The sequence below is a fragment of the Sutterella massiliensis genome, assembly GCF_016899755.1.
GTDB lineage: Bacteria > Pseudomonadota > Gammaproteobacteria > Burkholderiales > Burkholderiaceae_F > Sutterella > Sutterella massiliensis.
Window position 1 is genome coordinate 1 of sequence record NZ_JACJJC010000011.1, and the last position, 19,950, is coordinate 19,950.

15 protein-coding genes are annotated in these 19,950 nt (G+C 60.1%); 7 read left to right on the forward strand and 8 right to left on the reverse strand.

What is annotated here, in order from left to right; all coding sequences use genetic code 11:
- Nucleotides 1-74: 74 nt before the first annotated feature.
- Complete coding sequence (locus tag H6A60_RS07625) at nucleotides 75-662, reverse strand: 4Fe-4S dicluster domain-containing protein (RefSeq protein WP_205103043.1); 588 nt, start codon at nucleotides 660-662, stop codon at nucleotides 75-77.
- Nucleotides 663-674: 12 nt separating this feature from the next.
- Entirely contained in the window at nucleotides 675-3,284 is a 2,610-nt protein-coding gene (locus tag H6A60_RS07630) for a molybdopterin-containing oxidoreductase family protein (RefSeq protein ID WP_205103046.1), read from the reverse strand.
- Nucleotides 3,285-4,020: 736 nt separating this feature from the next.
- On the opposite strand from H6A60_RS07630, the gene H6A60_RS07635 reads away from it, so the two are divergent.
- On the forward strand, nucleotides 4,021-4,437 hold the full coding sequence (locus H6A60_RS07635) for a winged helix-turn-helix transcriptional regulator (protein ID WP_205103048.1): 417 nt from the start codon (nucleotides 4,021-4,023) through the stop codon (nucleotides 4,435-4,437).
- Between the two features lie 128 nt (nucleotides 4,438-4,565).
- Here the strand turns inward: H6A60_RS07635 and nrfD are convergent, their stop codons facing one another.
- From nrfD to H6A60_RS07650, 3 genes are read right to left on the reverse strand one after another with little or no spacing between them, the layout of a single operon-like run.
- Complete coding sequence (gene nrfD / locus H6A60_RS07640) at nucleotides 4,566-5,462, reverse strand: NrfD/PsrC family molybdoenzyme membrane anchor subunit (RefSeq protein ID WP_205103049.1); 897 nt, start codon at nucleotides 5,460-5,462, stop codon at nucleotides 4,566-4,568.
- The gene (locus H6A60_RS07645; protein ID WP_205103050.1) at nucleotides 5,459-6,046 is read right to left on the reverse strand and encodes a 4Fe-4S dicluster domain-containing protein; all 588 of its coding nucleotides are present in this window, start codon (nucleotides 6,044-6,046) and stop codon (nucleotides 5,459-5,461) included. The genes nrfD and H6A60_RS07645 overlap by 4 nt, the downstream gene beginning before the upstream one ends.
- A 15-nt stretch (nucleotides 6,047-6,061) precedes the next feature.
- Nucleotides 6,062-8,635: a molybdopterin-containing oxidoreductase family protein gene (locus H6A60_RS07650; RefSeq protein WP_205103051.1), complete on the reverse strand. Its 2,574-nt coding sequence runs from the start codon at nucleotides 8,633-8,635 to the stop codon at nucleotides 6,062-6,064.
- Between the two features lie 697 nt (nucleotides 8,636-9,332).
- Here H6A60_RS07650 and H6A60_RS07655 point away from each other — a divergent pair.
- Nucleotides 9,333-10,250: a manganese-dependent inorganic pyrophosphatase gene (locus H6A60_RS07655; RefSeq protein ID WP_205103052.1), complete on the forward strand. Its 918-nt coding sequence runs from the start codon at nucleotides 9,333-9,335 to the stop codon at nucleotides 10,248-10,250.
- A 152-nt stretch (nucleotides 10,251-10,402) separates the two neighbouring features.
- Here the strand turns inward: H6A60_RS07655 and mscL are convergent, their stop codons facing one another.
- Both mscL and H6A60_RS07665 read right to left on the reverse strand, forming a co-directional pair.
- On the reverse strand, nucleotides 10,403-10,978 hold the full coding sequence (mscL, locus tag H6A60_RS07660; protein ID WP_205103053.1) for a large conductance mechanosensitive channel protein MscL: 576 nt from the start codon (nucleotides 10,976-10,978) through the stop codon (nucleotides 10,403-10,405).
- Between the two features lie 259 nt (nucleotides 10,979-11,237).
- A complete protein-coding gene (locus tag H6A60_RS07665) occupies nucleotides 11,238-12,074 on the reverse strand; it encodes a DNA alkylation repair protein (protein ID WP_205103055.1) in 837 nt (278 codons plus the stop codon).
- Between the two features lie 143 nt (nucleotides 12,075-12,217).
- On the opposite strand from H6A60_RS07665, the gene H6A60_RS07670 reads away from it, so the two are divergent.
- From H6A60_RS07670 to H6A60_RS07680, 3 genes are all read left to right on the forward strand, one after another.
- Entirely contained in the window at nucleotides 12,218-12,712 is a 495-nt protein-coding gene (locus tag H6A60_RS07670) for a GNAT family N-acetyltransferase (protein WP_205103057.1), read from the forward strand.
- A 361-nt stretch (nucleotides 12,713-13,073) separates the two neighbouring features.
- Complete coding sequence (locus H6A60_RS07675; RefSeq protein WP_205103059.1) at nucleotides 13,074-13,772, forward strand: nucleoside recognition domain-containing protein; 699 nt, start codon at nucleotides 13,074-13,076, stop codon at nucleotides 13,770-13,772.
- A 180-nt stretch (nucleotides 13,773-13,952) separates the two neighbouring features.
- Nucleotides 13,953-14,858 carry a DMT family transporter gene (locus H6A60_RS07680; protein WP_205103061.1) on the forward strand — a complete coding sequence of 302 codons (906 nt, stop codon included), beginning with the start codon at nucleotides 13,953-13,955 and terminating at the stop codon, nucleotides 14,856-14,858.
- 109 nt (nucleotides 14,859-14,967) lie between these two features.
- On the opposite strand, the gene H6A60_RS07685 is transcribed toward H6A60_RS07680, so the two are convergent.
- Nucleotides 14,968-16,293 carry a nitronate monooxygenase gene (locus H6A60_RS07685; protein WP_205103063.1) on the reverse strand — a complete coding sequence of 442 codons (1,326 nt, stop codon included), beginning with the start codon at nucleotides 16,291-16,293 and terminating at the stop codon, nucleotides 14,968-14,970.
- 1,581 nt (nucleotides 16,294-17,874) lie between these two features.
- On the opposite strand from H6A60_RS07685, the gene H6A60_RS07690 reads away from it, so the two are divergent.
- On the forward strand, nucleotides 17,875-18,189 hold the full coding sequence (locus H6A60_RS07690; protein ID WP_205103066.1) for a helix-turn-helix domain-containing protein: 315 nt from the start codon (nucleotides 17,875-17,877) through the stop codon (nucleotides 18,187-18,189).
- Nucleotides 18,190-18,708: 519 nt separating this feature from the next.
- Nucleotides 18,709-19,845, forward strand: coding sequence for a HipA domain-containing protein (locus H6A60_RS07695; RefSeq protein WP_205103068.1), 1,137 nt, complete (start codon nucleotides 18,709-18,711; stop codon nucleotides 19,843-19,845).
- Nucleotides 19,846-19,950: the final 105 nt, after the last annotated feature.

Below are 19,950 nucleotides of genomic sequence, written 5' to 3' on the forward strand. Positions count from 1 at the left end.
CCAGAGGAAGAGCGCGATCGTCCAGCCCCAGTGGCTCGTCGCAACCTGTTGGGTGAGATTGAGCATGTCAGCCGTCATTTCGATACCACCACGAAGAAGTTGGGCTTCGTGCCTTTCTGAGGCAGGATCTTTTCACACCGCGACGAAGCAATGCGGCGGGAAATTTCCGAGTTCTCGTCATTGATGTCGCCGAAGCTCCGTGCATGCACGGGGCAAACCGACACGCAGGCGGGGAGTTCCCCGTTTCTGACGAGCTCTTCGCAGCCTTCGCCCATGCACTTGACCGGGAGCCCCGTCTTCGGGTGCATCCAGCGTACGTCGTAGGGGCAGGCGGTGACGCAGTACCCGCAGCCGACGCACCGATCCGGGTCCGTCTTCACCATGCCCGTTTCGGGGTCGACGACGTTGGCGCCGAAGGGACAGACCTTTACGCAGGGCGCATCCTCGCACTGCTGGCACTGCACAAGGATCTGCACCGGGCGGCGGGCACGCTCGACGGTGGCCTTGCGGATATTCGCCGGCAGCCATGCCCAGCCCGAGTTTTCACCTTCGAGCAGGTCCGGGTAGTTCACCTGCGCGCAGGCAACCACGCAGGCGGAGCACCCGACACATTGCGTCGCGTCGAAGAGGTGCGCGAGACGCTTTTCTTTTTTCTGACTCATGAGTGACCTCCATCAGACGCGCTTGATGCGCACGGAAACGTTGTTGGCCATGTTCCCGCAGGAGACCTGCGAGTAGCCCGTCGCGAACCAGTGTGTGTTGATGCCTTCGCGCACCCACTCGTATTCGGGCGGGAGGTTCTTCGTGCGAACGCCCCCGGAGAAGCCGTGCGAGAAGAGGACGCCCGCCATCACGCGGTTCGTCACCGTCACTTTGGTGCGGCCCTTGACATGGTTGTCGAGCCCTTCTACTTCAACCGTGTCGCCCGTCTTGATGCCGAGGCGCTCGGCGTCGACCGGATTGATCCAGAGCGTGCGGTCCCCCAAGAACTTCGTCGGCCACGTGAAGAGCGTCACGCCCGCGTTCGTCGCGCCGTCCTTGCCGGACACGATGATGAATTCGTCCGAGAGGGGCTTGGGATGCGTGTAGGCCTTCGTCGTGTAGTGTTCCGGAATCGGCTGAATGCCTTTCGCCGACGGCATCGTGAGGACGTAGAAGGAGACGATTTCGGCCTTGCCCGTGGGCGTCGTGAAGGGGCGCTTGTAAGGCACCTGGTCGTAGACCTTCCAGGCCGTCTGCGCGTAGCCCTTTTCCTCGACTTCGCGGGCGATGCGGTCGCCTTCGCCGGGCTTGGCGGCATTCTTCTTCGCGATGAAGCCCGCCCAGGCTTTGTCGACAATCTGCTTGTCCCAGAAGGCCTGCCATTCCTTGCGGGTCTTCAGTTCCTTCGTATAGCCCACGCGCGCGGCGTATTCCGGATTGATGCGGCGCAGGAGTTCCATGAACTGCCAGATGTCGTGGCGCGCCTCGCAGCCTTCGGGCGGATCGAGCGTCGAATCGGACTTCTGCACCCAGCCGTCGCGGGCGTAGTTGACGCCGAGATACTCGTGATTTTCCATAAAGAAGGTCGACGGCAGCACGTAGTCGGCCCAGTCGTTCGATTCCTGCGGAAGGATGTCCTGACTCACGATGAGGTCGAGCGACTTGAAGGCGTCGATGAGGCGCTGCGAATTGGCTTCGCGGTGGAACATCGAGCAGCCCGTCATGATGAGCGCGCGGATCGGATAGGGCTTGCCGGTCTTCATCGCTTCGAAGGTCGTCCAAAGCGTGCCGATGCCTTCGGGGAAGAACTGCTTGTCGAGGGGCTTCCCGGCGTTGTATTCCCAGCTGACGCCCGTCGGACCCGTGCGGGTCTTGCCCGCGGCCTTGATGCCCGGACCGCCGTAGCCGCCGCCCACCGTAATGATGCAGCCGCCCTTGTGGTCGAACCGGCCCGTGAAGAGGTTGAGCACGTTCATCATGCCGTAGGCTTCGACGTCGTTGGCGTTGCGCGACGAGTACCAGCCGTCGTCGCAGACGCCGCCGAGCGTAAAGAATTCGCGCGCAGCTTCAATGATCGTGTCGGCGGGAATGCCCGTGATCTTCGCGGTTTCCTCGGGCGAATACTTGTCGTTGACGGCGCAGAAGGCGTGATAGGCGGTTTGCGCATTGATCGAGCGGCCGTCGGCCGTCGTCACCGTGCCCGTCCAGTCGAGCGCAAGCTCAAGCGTCGGGTCTTCGTCAAAGCCGACGGGCTGACCCTTTTCATTGAGCTTCGGGCCCTGGAAAACCATCGAGCCGTCCGACTTCGAGATGACGGCGAAGCGCCGGTTGCTTGCTCCGCTCTCTTCGCCCTTCATGACGCGTTCGGTAACGGGCATCAGGTCTTCGCCGACGAGGTAGGCCGCGTTCGTCCAGCGGGCGAGCCACTCGAGGTCGACCAGTTTTTCCTTGCGGCCGACGTAGATCATCGCGTGCAGGAAGGCCGCATCGGTACCGGGCTTGATCGGGATCCACTGTGCGTCCGCCCAGGCCGTTTCCGGCATGCGCGGGTCGACGAAGACGATCTTGCAGCCGCGCTCGCGGGCACGCGCAATCGTCGTCTGCACGCCGATGGCGCAGCTCACGGTACGACCGACGAGGAGGAGATAGCGGGCGTTTTCATAGTCGGGTTCGACAAGGCCGAGGCCCGAGAACGTCGGCCCGAAGATCATGCGGCGACCGAGCGTCGACGCGGAGTTGCAGGTGGCCGAATGGTTAATGACGTTGGGCGTGCCGAAGGGCGCCGCAAACCAATTCTGATAGCCCGTGAAATTATGGGACGTGAGGCAGATCGAGCGTTCGCCGTGCTTGGCGGCGAGTTCCTTGATCTTGCCGGCGATTTCGTCGAGCGCCTGATCCCAGGAGATTTCTTCGAATTTCCCTTCGCCGCGCTCGCCCACGCGCTTCAGGGGCTTCTTGATGCGCAACGGATGGTCCCAGGCCCAGATCGCCTGTGCGCCGCGGCCGCAATAGCCGCGCTGCGGATGGTCCGGATTCGGGAAGATGCGCACGGTCTGCATCGAGGGCTTTTCGCCTTTCTTCTTCATCGCGAGCATGCCGCAGCGCGCACCGCACATGCAGCAGGCCACCGGGTGCGCTTCCCAGCCCTCGGCCTTGAGACGCTCGACCTCTTCCTTGGCCGAAGCCCAGGCAGAAGCGCCGAAGCCGCCCGCAGCAGCGGCCATGGCGGCGCCGCCCACGAACGTTCGCCGCGAGAGCTTCAGGCCGGCGTTGGCGGTCTGTTCTCGGGTTTGCTTTTCCATATTGAGTCCTCCTTGTCGCGCCGCACCGCTCCCCCGATACGGGACCTTCGGCGGGAGGCTTCGGGTCCGGCGATCGGCGGCGCGAGCGCTCGGAGGGTCCTCGACCTCTTTGTGTTCGCGCCGTCCGCAGCGGCACCGCGCATGCGGGTCTTTTGTCACCCGGTCTCGACAGTCGAAACGCTCGGTGTCGGGACCTGACGCTCGTACATTAGGAGGAGGCTTTCATCTCGCTAATGGGGGTTGACCCTTAGAAAACGAACATGCGCTATTCATGAAAGGAATAATGAACTTTTAGAAAATTCAACCGCTTTCGTTGACGAAAAAATCTTTTGACGGTGTTTCCAAGGAAATCAGGTTATTGCGGAACAACTGCGATGACGGCCGTCTGAGTCGCTCACAAAATACGTAGTAAATAGCCCTATTCGATCGACTGAATTGGAATTGGCTATATCCGAAAAACGGAAGTTGCTTGAAAAGCCTTGAAAAAGGCACTGTCGTTTCGATAAATCGAATAAGAAGATTGAAGAAATCGAATGCGAGGGCGCGCTCTGCTAAGCTCTGTTCCTATTGCCTCCTCTATACTCTTCCGGGAGTTATTCGAGCATGATCGGGGCAAAAAACAAGATGAATTCGCCCCCCGTAGCGGCGGTCGGACCGTGCTCGGTGCAAAAGAAAGACGCGTGCGCGAGCCGACGCCGCAAGAAGAGACGGCCGCGCAGGCAAAGGAGTGAGCGAAATGGGCGAAGATCGCCGAAAGTGTCTGATTCGCCGGGAGGAACAGACCGAAGGTCTTGCGGGCGACGAAGAGCGCTGCCCGCTCGAATACGGCTTTGAAATTTTCTGCGGCAAGTGGAAGCCGCGGATTCTCTGCCTTCTCGGTACAAGCGAAACGATGCGCTACTCGGCGCTGCGCCGCGAGATGGCAAACGTCTCCGACACGGTGCTCGCGCAGGCGCTCAAGTCCCTCGCCGACGAAGGCATTGTCGAGCGTCGTCAGTACGCAGAGATTCCGCCGCGAGTCGAGTACACGCTCACCGAGAAAGGCCGCTCGGTGCTGCCGATTCTCAAAAGCATCTGCCGCTGGTCGCGCGCTTACGGAAACGAGGCGACGCTGCGTTCGGCGCGCGATTGCAAGGGGTGCTGCTCCTCTTGATGGCAGACAGTCGAAGACGCACGCCAAAGAAAAAGTGCGGTGCAAGCGTGAGAAACAATCGGGGCGCACGGTGCTCAAGCCGTACGCCCCGAGTTTTTCAGGCGATCAGTCGATCGGCTGATGTGCTTTTAGAGCAGAACCGGATCGAAGTAGCCCGCAAAGAGGATCGCCGCGCGAAGCGCAAGCGCACCCACGATCGACGCAGCGCCCGTGATGAGGCCGAGGTTCGGGAGGCTCTTGCCGATGCGGTTCATGACGAGCGGCACCACGATGCCGACAAAGACGGCGCCGCCCCAGAAGAGCGTGGCCTGCGCGCCCGCAACGAGTGCTTCCGCGCCCGCAGCGGCACCCGGCGTTCCCGAGAAAGCCGACTGCACGAACGCAAAGAGCACGAGCGCTTCGGCAATGTGCGCGACGTCGGCGGCGGTCGTGAGGCCGTGCGGCGCATGGACGTCGAGCTGCTTACCGCTTTCGAGCATTTCAACGAGACCGAAGGCGCAGGCAAGGCCCGAAAGGAGCCAGAGAACCGGAAGCGCCGCGGTGTTCCAGAGCGCAACGCCCGCCGCCTGCGTGAGAAGAAAGCCCGAGTACGCGGTCGCGGCGACGCCAAGAATGGCATTGAGCCAAGCGACGATGTCGCTCTCAAGGAACGTTTCGTACTCGTTCTCGGGTTCCTTCTTCTGTGCGGCGATGACGAGGAGCGACTCGATCACCGTCACGATGCAGAGGACCGCAAGGATGCAGATGCCGATGAACATCCAGCTGCCGAAGTTGAGACTCCCTTCCATAAGGGCGTTGATCGCCGCAAACGGGAGGTTGAGGAGCCGCGTCAAGTGGGAAACCACGAGAAGCGTCCCCGCGACACCGGCGACCGTCGAGAGAAGGAGCACCTTCTTCGAGCGCAGCCAGAAGTTGAGCGTGAGGCTCATGCCGGAGAGCCCCACGAGCCAGAGGAAGAGCGCGATCGTCCAGCCCCAGTGGCTCGTCGCAACCTGTTGGGTGAGATTGAGCATGTCAGCCGTCATTTCGATACCACCACGAAGAAGTTGGGCTTCGTGCCTTTCTGAGGCAGGATCTTTTCACACCGCGACGAAGCAATGCGGCGGGAAATTTCCGAGTCGGCGTTGTTGATGTCGCCGAAGCTTCGGGCGTGCACGGGGCACACCGAGACGCACGCGGGCGCCTCGCCCCTGCGCACGAGCTCTTCGCAGCCTTCGCCCATGCACTTGACCGGCAGCCCCGAGACCGGGTGCATCCAGCGTACGTCGTAGGGGCAGGCGGTGACGCAGTACCCGCAGCCGACGCACCGGCTCGGATCCGTCTTCACCATGCCCGTTTCGGGGTCGACGACGTTGGCGCCGAAGGGGCAGACCTTTACGCAGGGCGCGTCTTCGCACTGCTGGCACTGCACGAGAATCTGCACCGGGCGGCGGCTCTGTTCGACCGTTGCGCGGCGGATGTTCGCCGGCAGCGACCCCCAGCCCGTGTTTTCACCTTCCAGAAGGTCGGGATAATTCGTCTGCGCGCACGCGATGATGCACGCCGAGCATCCGACGCACTGGGTCGCGTCAAAGAGGTGCGCGAGCTTCTTTTGTTCTTTCGTAGACATGTACTGCTACCTCCGTCAGATGCGCTTGATGCGTACCGAGGAATTGTTGGCAAGGGATCCCGTGACGGGTTCGCGGTAGCCCGTGGCAAACCAATGCGAATTGACGCCTTCGCGCGTCCAGGCATAGGCCGGGTGGAGCTTCTTCGTGCGAACGCCTCCGGAGAACCCGTGCGAGAAGAGAACGCCTGGCATCACACGGTTCGTCACCGTCACCTTGGTCGTCCCCTTGACGCCGTTGTCGAGCCCTTCGACTTCGATCGTGTCGCCCGTCCGGATGCCGAGGCGTTCGGCGTCGACGGGATTGATCCAGAGGGTGCGGTCCCCCAAGAACTTCGTCGGCCACGTGAAGAGCGTCACGCCCGAGCACGACGCGCTGTCCTTGCCGGAAACGAGCACGAATTCGTTTGAGCGCGGCTTCGGTTCCGTGTAGGCGAGTTCCGCCTCGTGGGTCGGCACGGCCTTCCAGCCCTTCGTTTCGTACTTTTCCGCGCAAAGGAAGCTCACGAGTTCGGGTTTGCCCGTGGGCGTGCCGAAGCACTTCTTCGTCGGATACTGGCCGAACTTTTTCTTCGCGGCAAGCGCCCAGCCGTTCTTTTCAACGTCGCGTGCGATGCGGTCGCCCTCGCCCGCTTTTTCGGCGTTCTTCTTCGCGATGAACTTCGCCCAGGCCTTGTCGTGCTTGGCGTCGAGCCAGGCGCGGAATTCTTCCCGCGTCTTCATTTCGTGGTCGTAGCCCAAGCGCTCGGCGGCGCGCTCGGGATAGGCGCGGCGCAGAATTTCGCAGAACTGCCAGATTTCTTCGCGTGCGTCGCACCCTTCGGGCGGCACGAGACCGGCGTCGTTCTTCTGCACGCACCCGTCGAGGCACCACTTGAGGCCGGCGTACTCATGCCACTCGAGGAAGAACGTCGTCGGGAGCACAAAATCCGCGTAATCGATGATTTCGTGCGGGAAGATGTCCTGGACGACGAGAAGATCGAGCGCCTTCATGGCTTCTTCGAGGCGCGCGGAGTTCGCTTCGCGATGGAACATCGTCGTCCCCGTCACGAAAGCGGCGCGGATCGGGTACGGGTCGCTCTTCGTCATGGCGTTAAAGAGCGCCGAGAACGTGCCCGAACCTTCCGGGTAGTACTTCTTGTCGAGCGCCTTTTCCTTCGGCACCGCCCACTTCTGGCCGTCGGGGCCCTTGCCGGCCTTGACGCCCGGGGCGGAGTATCCGCCGCCCTGCGTGACGACGAAGCCGCCTTCGCGGTCGATGTTGCCCGCAAAGACGTTGATGAGGCTCATCAGCTGGTAGGCGGGCGTGTCGTTGCCGTTGCGCGCGGAATACCAGCCGTCGTCGCAAACGCCTTCGAGCGTAAAGAATTCGCGTGCAATGCGAACGATCGTCTCGGCGGGGATGCCTGTCTCGGCGGCGGCTCTTTCGGGCGTCCAGGCGTTCGCTTCGCGCATGAAGGCGGCAAAAGCCGTCTCTACGGCCATGCGCGTGCCGTTCACTTCGATTTCACCCTCGAAGTCAAGCACGGGCTTGATGCCTGCGGGTTCGTTGAAGCCCTTCACGGCGCCCTTTTCGTCGCAGTGGAGCCCCATCGCGGCAAAACCGCCCGACGCCTCGTCCATGACGACGTAGCCGTTTTCGGCAAGCCCGCAGGCTTTGGCATAAACGGGGCGGCGAGTGTTCTTTTCGATAAGGTACGGTGCATTCGAATGCTTGGCGAGGAATGCGCGGTCGACGAGGTTTTCGCGTACGCCTACGGCAATCAACGCCTGCAGAAACGCCGAGTCCGTACCCGGCCGAATCGGCACCCATTCAGCGGCCGAGAGCGCGCCTTCGGGCATGCGCGGATCGACGAAAACAACGCGCGCACCGTTTTCTTTGGCCTTGGCGAATACCGACGCGACGCCCATGGCGCAGTTGAGCGTGCGGCCGATGAGGAGCAGATAGCGGCAGCGTGCATAGTCGGGTTCGACCTTCCCCGCACCGTCAAAGCCCTTGCCGAAGACTGCGCGGCGGCCGGCGACCGAGGCGGAATTACAGGTCGACGAGTGGCTCACGATGTTGGGCGTGCCGAGCGCGGCGCCGAACCACTGCTGGAAGCCCGAGAAGTTGTGACTCGTCATCGTCACGGCGTGTTCGCCGTAGTGCGAAACGATGTCCTTGACGCGGGCGGCGATTTCGTCAAACGCTTCGTCCCAGGAAATTTCCTTGAATTCGCCGCTGCCGCGCTCGCCCACGCGCTTCATGGGCTTGCGAAGACGCATCGGGTGGTTCCAGACCCACATGGCCGACGCGCCGCGCGCGCAGCAGCCGCGCTGCGGGTGCGTGGGATTGGGCATGATGCGCACGGTTTCGGGTGAGGGCTTCGTGCCTTTCTTATGCATGGCAAGCAGTCCGCAGTAGCCGCCGCACATATTGCAGGCACACGGGTGGGGTTCCCAGCCGTCCTTCTTCAGGGCTTCGACTTCACGAACGAGCTCCGCCACGGAGGCGCCCGGTGCGAAGGCCGCACCGGCAGCGCCCGCTGCGGCGCCCAAGAAAGTGCGCCGCGAGAGCTGCGGGCCCGAGCCCGCGCCGATCTGATGATTCATCTTTTTGTCTCTCCTTACGACATCGGCAGGCATCGCGCGGAAAAAGTAGGCATGCGCGACCCGCTCGAGGTCTTTTGGCGAGGCGCGTGCAGTTCTTTGTCGCGACTGCTTTCCGGCCGACGGCGTCGGTCGTTGCACCTCAAACGGGCTAATCCTAAGGATTACTTAGAACTTAAGACTTAGTAATTTCCATGTAGGAACGTAGCGCAAGTATCGTTATGTAGCTTTAGGAATAACCGTGCGCTTTAATCGAGATTTTTATGGAAAATAACCCGAAGACACTGAAAACAAATCGGATCGATCTTACGAGGAAATACTTCTAAGCATGATTGGGAGCTTGATCTGCCTTTTGCGTATGGCGAGTTGAGAGGATATCCGAAGCGATCGGTTTGTTAGGTACAAGCTATTGCTAAAGAGAAAAGCGTTTAGCTAAGCCGAACGGCAGTCTTGAGACGAAGAAATGCGAGGCTGCTGCGGGCGGTTTTGTCGACTGCCCGCGTGGAAATGACATGCGCGAGAGTGCACGAAAGCGAGAACCTTCCTAAAATGATCGGATTCGCTCGAGGACGGGCCCGGGCGAAGCGACCCCGCGGCCCCGCCCTTTTGAGCCCGAAACGGAACAACGCAATCAACAAGAACCCACGCCCGCGCAGGCGCCCGCCCGCGCGGCACAACATTTTTGAGAAGGTAGAAGCAAGTGTCCGCCATCATTCTCGGTCATAAGAACCCCGACACCGACAGCATCATTTCCGCCATTGCCTGCGAGCACCTTTACAAGGCCCGCGGCCTTGACGTCGTCGCGCGCGCGCAGGGCGAGCCCGCGCCCGAAACCGCGTTCGTGCTCGAGCGCTTCGGTCTCAAGGCCCCCGAAGTGATCACGTCCGTTGCCGGCGAAGACGTCTACCTCGTCGACTACTCCGACCTCGGCCAGGCGCCCGAGGACTTCGCGCAGGCGAATCTGAAGGGCATCGTCGACCACCACAAGCTCGGCGACGTCACCTCCTCCTCGCCCGTCGAATGCGTGATCATGCCCGTTGGCTGCACGAACACGATTCTGAAGGGCATGTACGACTTCCTCGGCATCGAAATCCCCGCCAACATCGCGGGCGCGATGCTCTGCGCGATCCTTTCGGATACGGTGATCTTCAAGTCGCCGACCTGCACGCCCGCCGACCGCCGTGCTGCCGAAGAGCTCGCGAAGATCGCCGGCATTGAAGACCTCCAGGCTCTCGGCATGGAACTCTTCACCGCGAAGTCCGCCGTTGCGGGCGTCGCGCCGCGCGCGCTGATCTGCCGCGATTTCAAGGACTTCAACATGTCGGGCGCCAAAGTCGGCGTCGGTCAGCTCGAACTCGTTGACCTCGCGATCATCGAAGACCGCATCCCCGAACTCCTCGAAGAGCTCGCCGTCATGAAGGGCGAAGGCCGTCACACGGCAATGCTGCTCCTCACCGACATCATGAAGGAAGGTTCGCGCCTCCTGATGGCTTCGGACGATCCCGCGAAGATCGCCGCTGCTTTCGGCGCCGAACTTGCCGACAAGATTTGGCTGCCCGGCGTCATGAGCCGCAAGAAGCAGGTTGTCCCTGCCCTTGAAGCCGCTTTCAAGGCCTAATCGGCTGGAAACATCGTTCGAGCGACCCGGTCGGCCTTTCGGCCGGGGTTCGCTCTCGGCGCAAGACGCCCGACAAAAACGCCCGCATCGTGCGTTCAAACGAAGTGCGGGCGTTTTGTTTTTTTGAATGCGCGACGCAGCGCCTGAGTCGATCACGCGGTCTTTTTGAGAAGGTCGCGGATTTCGGTGAGAAGCGCCACCGTTTCGGCGTCGGACTTCTTTGCCGCGGCCTGGATCGCGGCCTGTGCGGCGTCTTCCTTTGCTTTTTTTTCGGCTTCGGCCGCCTTCTCTTTGGCCTTTTCTTCGGCCTTTGCCTTCTCGGCTTCAAGCGCAGCCGTCTTTTCGTCCGAAAGCAGCTTTTCGGCCGTTTCGGCAATTTTCGCGCGTGCCGTCATCACGATCTTGATGAGCCAGAAGACCGCGAAGGCGAGGAGCAGGAACTGGATGACGGCCGTGAGGAACGCGCCGTAGCCGAAGACCGTGGCGCCCGCCTTGACGAGTGCCTCGTAGGTATTGGGGCCCGTGTACCCCTCAACGGGCTTGAGCACGATAAAGAGGTTCGTAAAGTCGGGGCGACCGACGAGCACGCCGAGGATCGGGTTGACGATGTCCTTCACAAGACTGTCGACAATCTTCGAAAACGCCGCGCCGATGATGACCGCAACGGCGAGGTCGAGCACGTTGCCGCGGGAAATGAAGGCCTGAAATTCGCTGAGAAACTTTCTCATTTTTGGGGTTCCGAGGGAGAGTGTTTGGGCGGTCGGCGGACGACTCGCTGAGTGCGAAAGCTGCGCGCGGCTTCGGTCCTGCGTCCGAATGAGACTACAGGGGCGAGCTCGCTTATCTTCGTCGGCCGCTGCGGCAGATGCCGCTCTGGGCGCGCACGCCACGATTGTAGCAGGCGTGTGTCACTAGTCTTCGGGTTTTCTTGAATCTGTGCCCGCACTGCCCTCGTTTTCAAGCCGTGCGGCAGTCGCCGCCGGGCGGCTATCGGCTGCCAGCGGGCGTTTCGACTGCCCCGCTCGGGACGTCGAGCCCGTCTTTGGGTTTTGAGGCATAGACCGTGCAGGGCGGCAGGTTCGCTGCGATTGTCTTGATGGCGAGCGTGAGCGACTTCTTCGCATCGTCGGAAACACGATAACTGTCGCGCACCTTCTGCACGGCTCGCCGTATCGTGACGATGTCGACCGACTGGGTTTCTGCGGATTCGCGCAGCCACGTTGCGATTTCGTCGGGGAAACGGATGAAGAAAATCGATGCCGCCCAAGCGAGCGCCATGGAGACGTAGTAGTAGCGGCGTGCGTGTGCCCGGACGTTTTGATTGGAAAAACCCTCGAGAACCCAATCGAGTTCGTTGCGGTCGATGTAGTGGTGGAGCATGAGAACGAGACCCGTACGCACGTACCAAGGCGACTCGCTCACGAGCAGCGATTCGATAAAGGTCCTGCCCGCCGCTCGGTTTTGCTCAAAGTCGCGAAAGGCCTGCGCAAAGGTGTCGCACGTGGCCCAGTTGGTGAGAAACGGGAGGTAATGCCGCGTCGCTTCGAGCTTCTCTTCAAAAGTCATTCGCCAGTCGCCTGCGAGCACAAGACCGACGACGAGAATGACCTCGTGGGTTACGAGCTTCACGGAAGCGGCCTCCGTGAGGAGCGCGCGGGTTTCACCGAGCCGAATGATGTCTCGCGCAGCTTCTCGTACAACGCTCATCGGTACGCCCATGCGGTTGGCGACGCCCGGAAGCATCGCGCCCGCGGTGTCGTAGTAATGCGGGTGGGCGCCCATTTGGAGCTTGAGGTGAAGCTGATCGAGAAGCATTAGACTCATCCATAAATTCCGTGCAACAGTATGGATGATACGACGAGCCGCCCAAGGGCGTCGTTTACGGATTCTGTTTCGAAGCGGCGCTGCGCATTGAGTGCATTTCACCGAACGTACTGTCAGCGCAGAGAAACCGAGCGAGGTGAAGCATGAACTACGTGGTACGAGCATTCAAGCCGAGTGAAGAACAGTACGTCGCGGATCTGCACGAGCGGCTCTATAGCGGCGAATATGCCTGGGGCCCCGGCTTCATCGACTATGCACGGAAGATTGCGCTCGAATTCCCGAAGCGCCGATCCCCCGATACCGATGAACTTTGGGTCGCCACGGACGAGCGTGACCGGCCCGTCGGCTCGATCATGCTTTGCCCAACCGACGACCCGAAGGTCGGCCAGCTGCGGCTCTTTGCGGTCGAAGAGACCTGCCGCCGACAAGGGATCGGCGGGAAGCTCATGGGGGCACTTCTTGAAAAAGCGCGCTCTGTCGGCTTCGAGCGGCTCGTGCTCTGGACGGCGGCGTCGCTTGAGGACGCGATCCGTCAGTATGAGCGCATCGGTTTTCGTGTGGTGGAAACGGCTGAAAACACGTCCTGGCGCACGGACGAAGGCACCGTTATGGAAATCAAAATGGAACTGACGCTTTGAGGCGTCCCGGTCGAGCTTAGTGAGCGCCGCGGGCGACAAAAGACTCGGTTAAGTCGACAAACGGTTGCCGTTTGGCGCTCTGAAATGCAAAGAAGCGGCATTCTGTTGCGGCTGCGCATCCATTTTCCTGCAGAGGACGCCTTCTGAGCAAAATTGCCGATATGAAAACCGAACGTCTTCTATAAAATGCAGAGACGCTCCCCAAAGGAGGTATTGTGTCCGGCGCATGTTCGCAAACGAGTTCGGCACAGGATTTCCGGGGCCAGCGGCGTCGGACGGCCTGCCCAAGTCGGCATTCCGGCGTCCTTCCGACAACGACAAAAATAGTGCTTGCAAGGCACGCAACGACTGGGAGACAACAATGTCCAGCAAAGAAGAAGCGCCCGTCGCACCCGAAGAAGAAAAGGTAACGATCGGCGGCTACATCTCTCTCATCATCGCCGTTCTCTTCTTTTCGGGTCTGATGGTGTCCGACCGATGGTGGGGGATCTTCGACTACACGGTCTTGAACGGCAGCTTCGGCCAGCTCGTCTCGAAAGTGACCGAATCGGGCGGCGAACTCACGACGCAGATGGCGAGCTTCCGCGGCAAAGGCGGTTCGGGTGCCATCGACGGCTTCATGTTCGCCTTGACGCTTGTGCCCTCCGTGATGCTCTCGGTCGCCATGGTGAACGTGTTCGAACACTACGGCGCCATCAAGGCTGCCGGGCGTCTTTTGACCGTCATCCTTCGCCCGATCTTGGGCCTTCCGGGCTACACCGCCCTTTCGATCATTGCTTCGCTGCAGTCGACCGACGCGGGTGCGGCGCTCACGCGCACGCTCAAGGATGAAGGTCGCCTCACCGAGCGCGAAACGCTCATTTTCGCGACCTTCCAGATGACGGCAGGTGCTGCGATCGGCAACTTCCTCTCCTCGGGCGTCGTGATCTTTACACTCACCGACGCTTCGGGTGCGCTCTGCGTGCCGACCACGATCGGTGCCTGCCTCGGCATCATTCTCCTCGGCAAGCTCCTCTCGGCCAACATGATGCGCTTCATTCTCATGCGCAAGAAGGATTGATCCGGCCGGCGCAAAAGCCCAATCCGACAAACGAACCCGTCAGAGCGACAACTCCGGCGGGTTTTCTTTTTTACTGAGAAAGCGCGGCGACCGTCCGGGCAGGTGTTTTTGACGGAAATCGAAGAAATTTCAAGGAGATGAGTGTAAAATTGTAAAATTCTGTCACACTTCGGGACCCGTATGTCCATCGTCAAACGCTTCGGATTTCACCTCCTCGCCCTTTTTGTCATCGTCTGTTGGGGGCTCACCCCGATCTCGACGAAGGTGCTCTATGACCACGGCATGGGTCCGTGGGCCGTTCTGGTGCTTCGCGTCGTGCTTGCCTACGGCGTTCTGATATTCATATCGCCGAAGATCGTTTACGCGGGCACTCCCCGCGACGAAGGTCTCTGCGTTCTCTTGGGACTCACGCTGGTACCCGTCTATTACGGTCTTCAAAACATTGCGCTCGATATCGGCAGCGCGTCGACCGTGGCAATCGCTTCGACCATGGCGCCCATTCTGATCGGTGCGGTTGCGGTGGCGCTCTTTCGCAAGCCCGTTCACTGGCTCATGGGGCTTGGCGCCTGTGCGGCGGCAACGGGTCTCGTTCTTCTGGGGTTTGACAGCTGCGTCATGCAGGAGATGCCGCTTGCCGTGATCGGGTGGTCGTTCGGGGCGGCGGCGGGTTTTGCGCTCTATTCGATGCTCTTGCGTGCAGCGGGCGACCTGCCGCCCCTCCTGATGCTGCGCAAATCCATGGGTTACGGCCTTCTCGGGGCCTTCCCCTTTTATTACACGGAATTCAAGACGGAAGCCTTCCTCCTCACGGACCCGGTCGTTCTCGGCAACCTCCTCTTTCTCTCGGTCGGGGCGCTAGCGATCTGCTGGGCGCTTTGGCACGTCGTGACGCGCAACATCGGTGCATCCGCTGCCGGGATCTGGAGCTACTTTGCGCCCGTGGCGACCATTCTCGGCGGGATTTTCATCCTCAACGAATCGATTTCCTACATCGGCATCATGGGCGGGACGATGATCATTTGCGGCGTGATTTGCGCGCAGACGGGGCTCGCGAAGATTGCCATGGATGTTGCAAGGCGATTCTGACGGCTGCTTGAAAAGTCCATCACGTTTGTCAAAAGACGGCGCGCCCGGATTTTCGTCCGGGCGCGCGTCTTTTTGGGATGTCGTTGTTGGAGCGTTCAAGCGCCTGCCGTTAACTCGCTGCGCAGGATGTCATCGGCGAATTCTGCGGCGTAGCGTGCGCTGCGAGAACCGAAGACGGGACTTCGGGCAAACGAATTTCGTCGTTCGTCGACTGGAGATAGTCGAGCATGATCGCTTCGGCGGGCGGTTCGTACCATGTGCCGTCGGGCAGACGAACGGAGGTTTCCTTCAAGCGAGCGGCAGTAGCGCCCACCGTCCAGAGTTTGTAGGCGCGCATCTGGAAGCAGAGGCACGTCTTTGAAGCAATGTGCGGGCGCTTCACGCTCGGGTCGGCTGCGAGCGCCTCGCGATAGGCCTTGAGGTACTGACAGTCGCCGTGGTCGAGCATGTAGCCGTATGCTTCGCACTGGGGCTTCGCGTCGGAGTTGATCGCAGGCGAGTTCGCAAGCATGCGCATCGGGTAGCCCGTGGGCGAAATGCCGTTCACGACGACGTCGCCGGCTTCGGCGTTGAAATACTGCTGCTTCACAGCCGAGGGTATGCCGGATTCCTTGGCAATCGTGAAGCGCGTGGCAACCTGCACGCCGGCGGCGCCCGCTTCAAGCAGGCGTACGCCGTCCGTACCGGTAAAGACGCCGCCCCCGGCAATCACGGGGATGTCGAGCGACTTTTCCTTGAGGAAGGCAATGACTTCGCCCGTAATCGTCGCGAGGTCGAACTTCTGCCAGTCCTCGAGGCCGAAGCCCAGGTGCCCGCCTGCGAGCGGCCCTTCCACGACGACAAAGTTGGGCAGACGGTTCGTCTTTGCCGTGCGGCGCAGAAAGATGTTGAGCGCGCGCACGCTCGAGACGACGATGCCGAGCTTGGCATCGCGAAAACGCGGATGGTCAGCCATCATCGCAAAAGAAGACGTGTGCAGACCCGCGGAAAGACTGATGCCGTCGATGCCGCCGTCGAGCGCGGCATTGAGACGGTGGCGAAGCGTTTCGCCCGCGTCGTTCATCGTGAGTTTTTCCATGCAGTTGATGAAGACGAGGCCGTCGCCCTTCTTTGCACTCATGACGTCCTGGACGTACATGCGCGTGGCGCGTTCGATTTCGATCGGGTCGAAATGCATGTCGGGCTTGGGGTCGATGCCGGCCATAGACTTGCACTGACGGGCCTTCAACGACGTGAAGCGCGTGTTGTAGAGACGGTCGGCGACGTCGGGCATCATCGCGTCGGAAATGTGGCCGACGCCGCCCAGGCGTGCAACCTCGAGCGCGAGCTCCTTCGTGGAGATATTGACGCCCATTCCTCCCTGGAAGATCGGCTTGACGGTCTTTTCGCCGAGCTTAAGCACGTAGTCGTCGATTTTCTTGTTGGAAAGGTCCATTTGCGTGACTTCCTTATGGACCGCACAGCACGTTGTGCAGCCTAAAACTACCGTCTCGGATGCGCATCGCGTCCCGAGCGCTTGTTGAATTCGGGTCGAGTCGAGCCTCGGCTGCCTGTGTGGAGCTCTCTAGCGAGCGCAAAGGAGGCTTTGCTCGGCGGCAACGGTCCTTCCATAGAAGGGAGAAACCGAAGATCCTCACCCGAAGCGGCGCATCTGCCGCCCGACTGTTCCTCATGCCCCGAGTGTTCGGGGCGACGGGCCGAAAGGTTGGGCTGCTTGCGGATGAGGCACGGCGAATATTCGCAAGCGAGAAGCCTGAAGAACGCGTTCTAAAATTCGGGTAAATCCCGATATAAAGCCCCCTGCGGCGTGCATGCGAAAGTGACGTCGGCGCGAAATCAAGGGATTGGAGGCTGCCGGCGTGATTTGCAATCATCCGAAGAGATGATCTGATCAACGTGATTATCACTGGGTATAAGTCGTAGGTAAGGACGCGACTTCATGCGATCCTTTGTCGTTCGAACGGCAGCAGCCCGCTGTCCGGGATCGTTGCGCGGCGGTTATAGGCGGTACGGCCGCAGCGTGACGAGGTAGTCGCAGCGAGCGACCCCGTCCGGCTTGTATCTGAGTGTGCGTCTCTTGATCGACGGCGCAGCCCGAGAACGACCTTGCAACGGCGTCGGTTCGAAGAGTGCGTTGCGGCACATCGAAGACGAATGTCGCAAGATCATTCTGAAAGATCGAATGACGCATCGGAACTTCGCAAACAAACATTTCGATCATTCGAAGTAAATCGACACAGTCGAATAGAACGAAAAAGAAATCTTCCGAAGTATTGAAGGCCGTTGCCCGAAGCGGCTTGAAGCACCATAGGCAACTTCTTTTCGTGACCTTCCCGAATTAAAAGGGAGTGCAGTGATTTCGCTTCAAATTCCTGCTATCGGAAGCATTGCCGAACGTATTTCGCACGAATTTCCTTTGCCTTGAGGCGTCCTCTTTCTGCAGATGTGCTCTGAAAAGCCTTTTAAACGCGTCACCTCATAAATGACATCATAAAAGCTGATGAGGCTAAAATCAGACCGGTCCCGTCAACGAGAGGAGAGCGTGAGGCCACGACGAACGCATCGAAGTGTGATGTGCGTCTTTAACTGAGGGCAAAATCGAAACCGCCCGCAGCTGTTCTCAATATCGGCTGAACGGTGACTCACTGGACGCGTGTCCGGGAATTCGGTTTTTGGAGAAGACTCGACAGAAGAAGACTTACAGGCGAGCGAAAAGCTGGAAACAGCACTCAAAACGGCAGGCATTGACCAATCGATAACTGGAACTCAACGTCATTACCTGACGAACCCCCTTTATAGAAATAATCTCAATTCGCAAAATAAGGTAAATAAAACCTTTTAACTCTAAATATAGTGTGAATAAAAGAAATTATTCAGCTTTGTTAAATATCTCGGAATTCACTGATAATCGAAGAAGAAGATCAAGTAAACACTTAGTTGATCCTAGCTTGTTGACCGACGTATAATTTCACGTATCTTATGAACAAAACAAATTAATTCATAGGATTCGTGAAGTATGAGAGCATCGTTCGCAGTTGAAGAATCCGTTCGCCTCCTCGGCGAAAATATCCGTACGGCGCGCTTGAAGCGTCGCCTACCCCAGGCACTGGTGGCAGAGCGCGCCGGGATTTCCGTGAACACGCTCTCAAAACTCGAGAACGGCGACCCCGGGATTGCGATCGGAAATGTCGCAGCTGTTCTTCAGGCGCTCGGTTTTGAATCCCCCCTCGCCTCGCTCGCGGATGCCGGCACTGATGATACCGGGCTTCTTCTGGAGGCGAAGCGCTTGCCGAGACGCGTTCGTTCGAAAAAGAATCCGTATGCAGAATAACCCTAGCAATCAGCAAAATTGATGTCGAAAATGAAGCGTGCTTACGAAGTCGTGGCGACGGCCATTCCCGGCGCGCCCAAAATAGGCACCCTATTCTTTCCGGTTCTCGATACTGGTTCTGAAAGGAAAACCTCGGGGCAGCGCTCCAGCGGACGGCGAGACAATTCCAGAATTGTTCACGAATACGATTCCAATCTTGAACGACGAAACGAATTTGAATCAAGCTTCACTTTTTCGAATGAGCGTCGCCCATATCAAACGGATCGTTCCCAGCAATCTCGTCATAATCCTTCACTGAATCTTCGAAGCGATTTCGACAATCGCCCCATTTTTTTATATGACGAGAAGTGGCTCGAAACGGGTTTTGCAATTGGGGCCGATCTGCCGCTCGGTGCAGAGCCGATTCGCCCGCCCGACGGCATGCGTACGTTCGCCTTTTTGAAAGAGCGTTCCATCGACCGCGTCGCGATTGCCCTTTTGCGTGATGCACTGACGGACGCTTCCGGCGATGTTGATGGCATGTCGGCTCGTTCTCGGCGCACGCTCTCCCGCTTCGGCTTGAAGTCGCGCATCAAAGATGGGGGTGCTGCCGCCGCCGATGCCGAGGATGCGTCGCTCGATGCCGCCCCCTCGTCTGCCGACTTCGGACTCGAGATCGGGCGCGGCGTCGACCGACTGTTTGCCGGCGGCCTCTACTCGCCCGAGGAACTTTCGGGCGTAAGACTTCCGCATGCGTTTCGACATGGGGGCGGCATCGATCTGATTGAGAACGGAGCCGCCTGCGGCATTCGTACGCGTACGGCTTCAGAGTCGACGTCGCTCGACGCCCTCATCTACGCTTTCCACGCCAACGAGCACGGTCGCGCGCATGCGAACGACCGGCTTCGGCTTGCGGCGGATGCGGTCCTCGGCGGTCGGCGGACGCGCATATCCGTCATGCATAAACGAAGCGAGTGCGCCGTGACGCTTCGCCGGCTCGATGATCCGATCGACGTGCCTGTTTGGCGCGCCGTGGCGCTCACCTTGGCCCGTCGTGCCGGGATCGAGACGCTCGACTTCACCATTCGGAGCGCAATGGGTACCGCCGCACTGCTGACGGACCGCTTTGACCGGACGATCGATTCGACGACCAAACTGCGTACGGCACCGCTTTTGACGCTTTCCGCGGAAGCGCTTCTTCCCGTGAAGCCTCTGGGTCGAGGTTTTGCCGCGCCGCGGCCGGGGCGGCTCCCCTATTTGGCGCTCGCAGACATACTCAACCGCACGGGGGCTTCGCCCAAGACCGATCTGCCTGCGATGTGGCGGCGAATGGCGTTTTCGGTGATGCTTGGCGCCAAGCCGAAGACGTCCGACTGGCAGTTCGCAAGAACCTCGCTCGATGCGCTCGGTTGGCGTCTTTTGCCGATGCACTCGATCTCGATTCTGCCGCGCGACTGGGCGACGGGTTCGGGCGCAACGCTCGACGGGCGCACGCCCCTTGAAACGCCCGAAGCCTGCATTGCCTACGCTCGTTATTTTGCGATCAGCATGGGCGAGGCGAAAACCGCGATCTTCGAGATGCGCCGTGCACTTGCCGACTGGGAGCGCGTCGCGCTCGATTTCGGTGCCGATCCCCGCGAGATCGACCTGATGGCATCTGTCTTTGAAGAAGGCTGAAAGCGGTTCGGCTGCCCGGTTTGCTTCTTCTTGAGCGTCATAGAAACGACGAAGCCCGAAGCGCGCGGTCCTGCGTTTCGGGCTCCGGTTTTTTGCGCCTGCGAG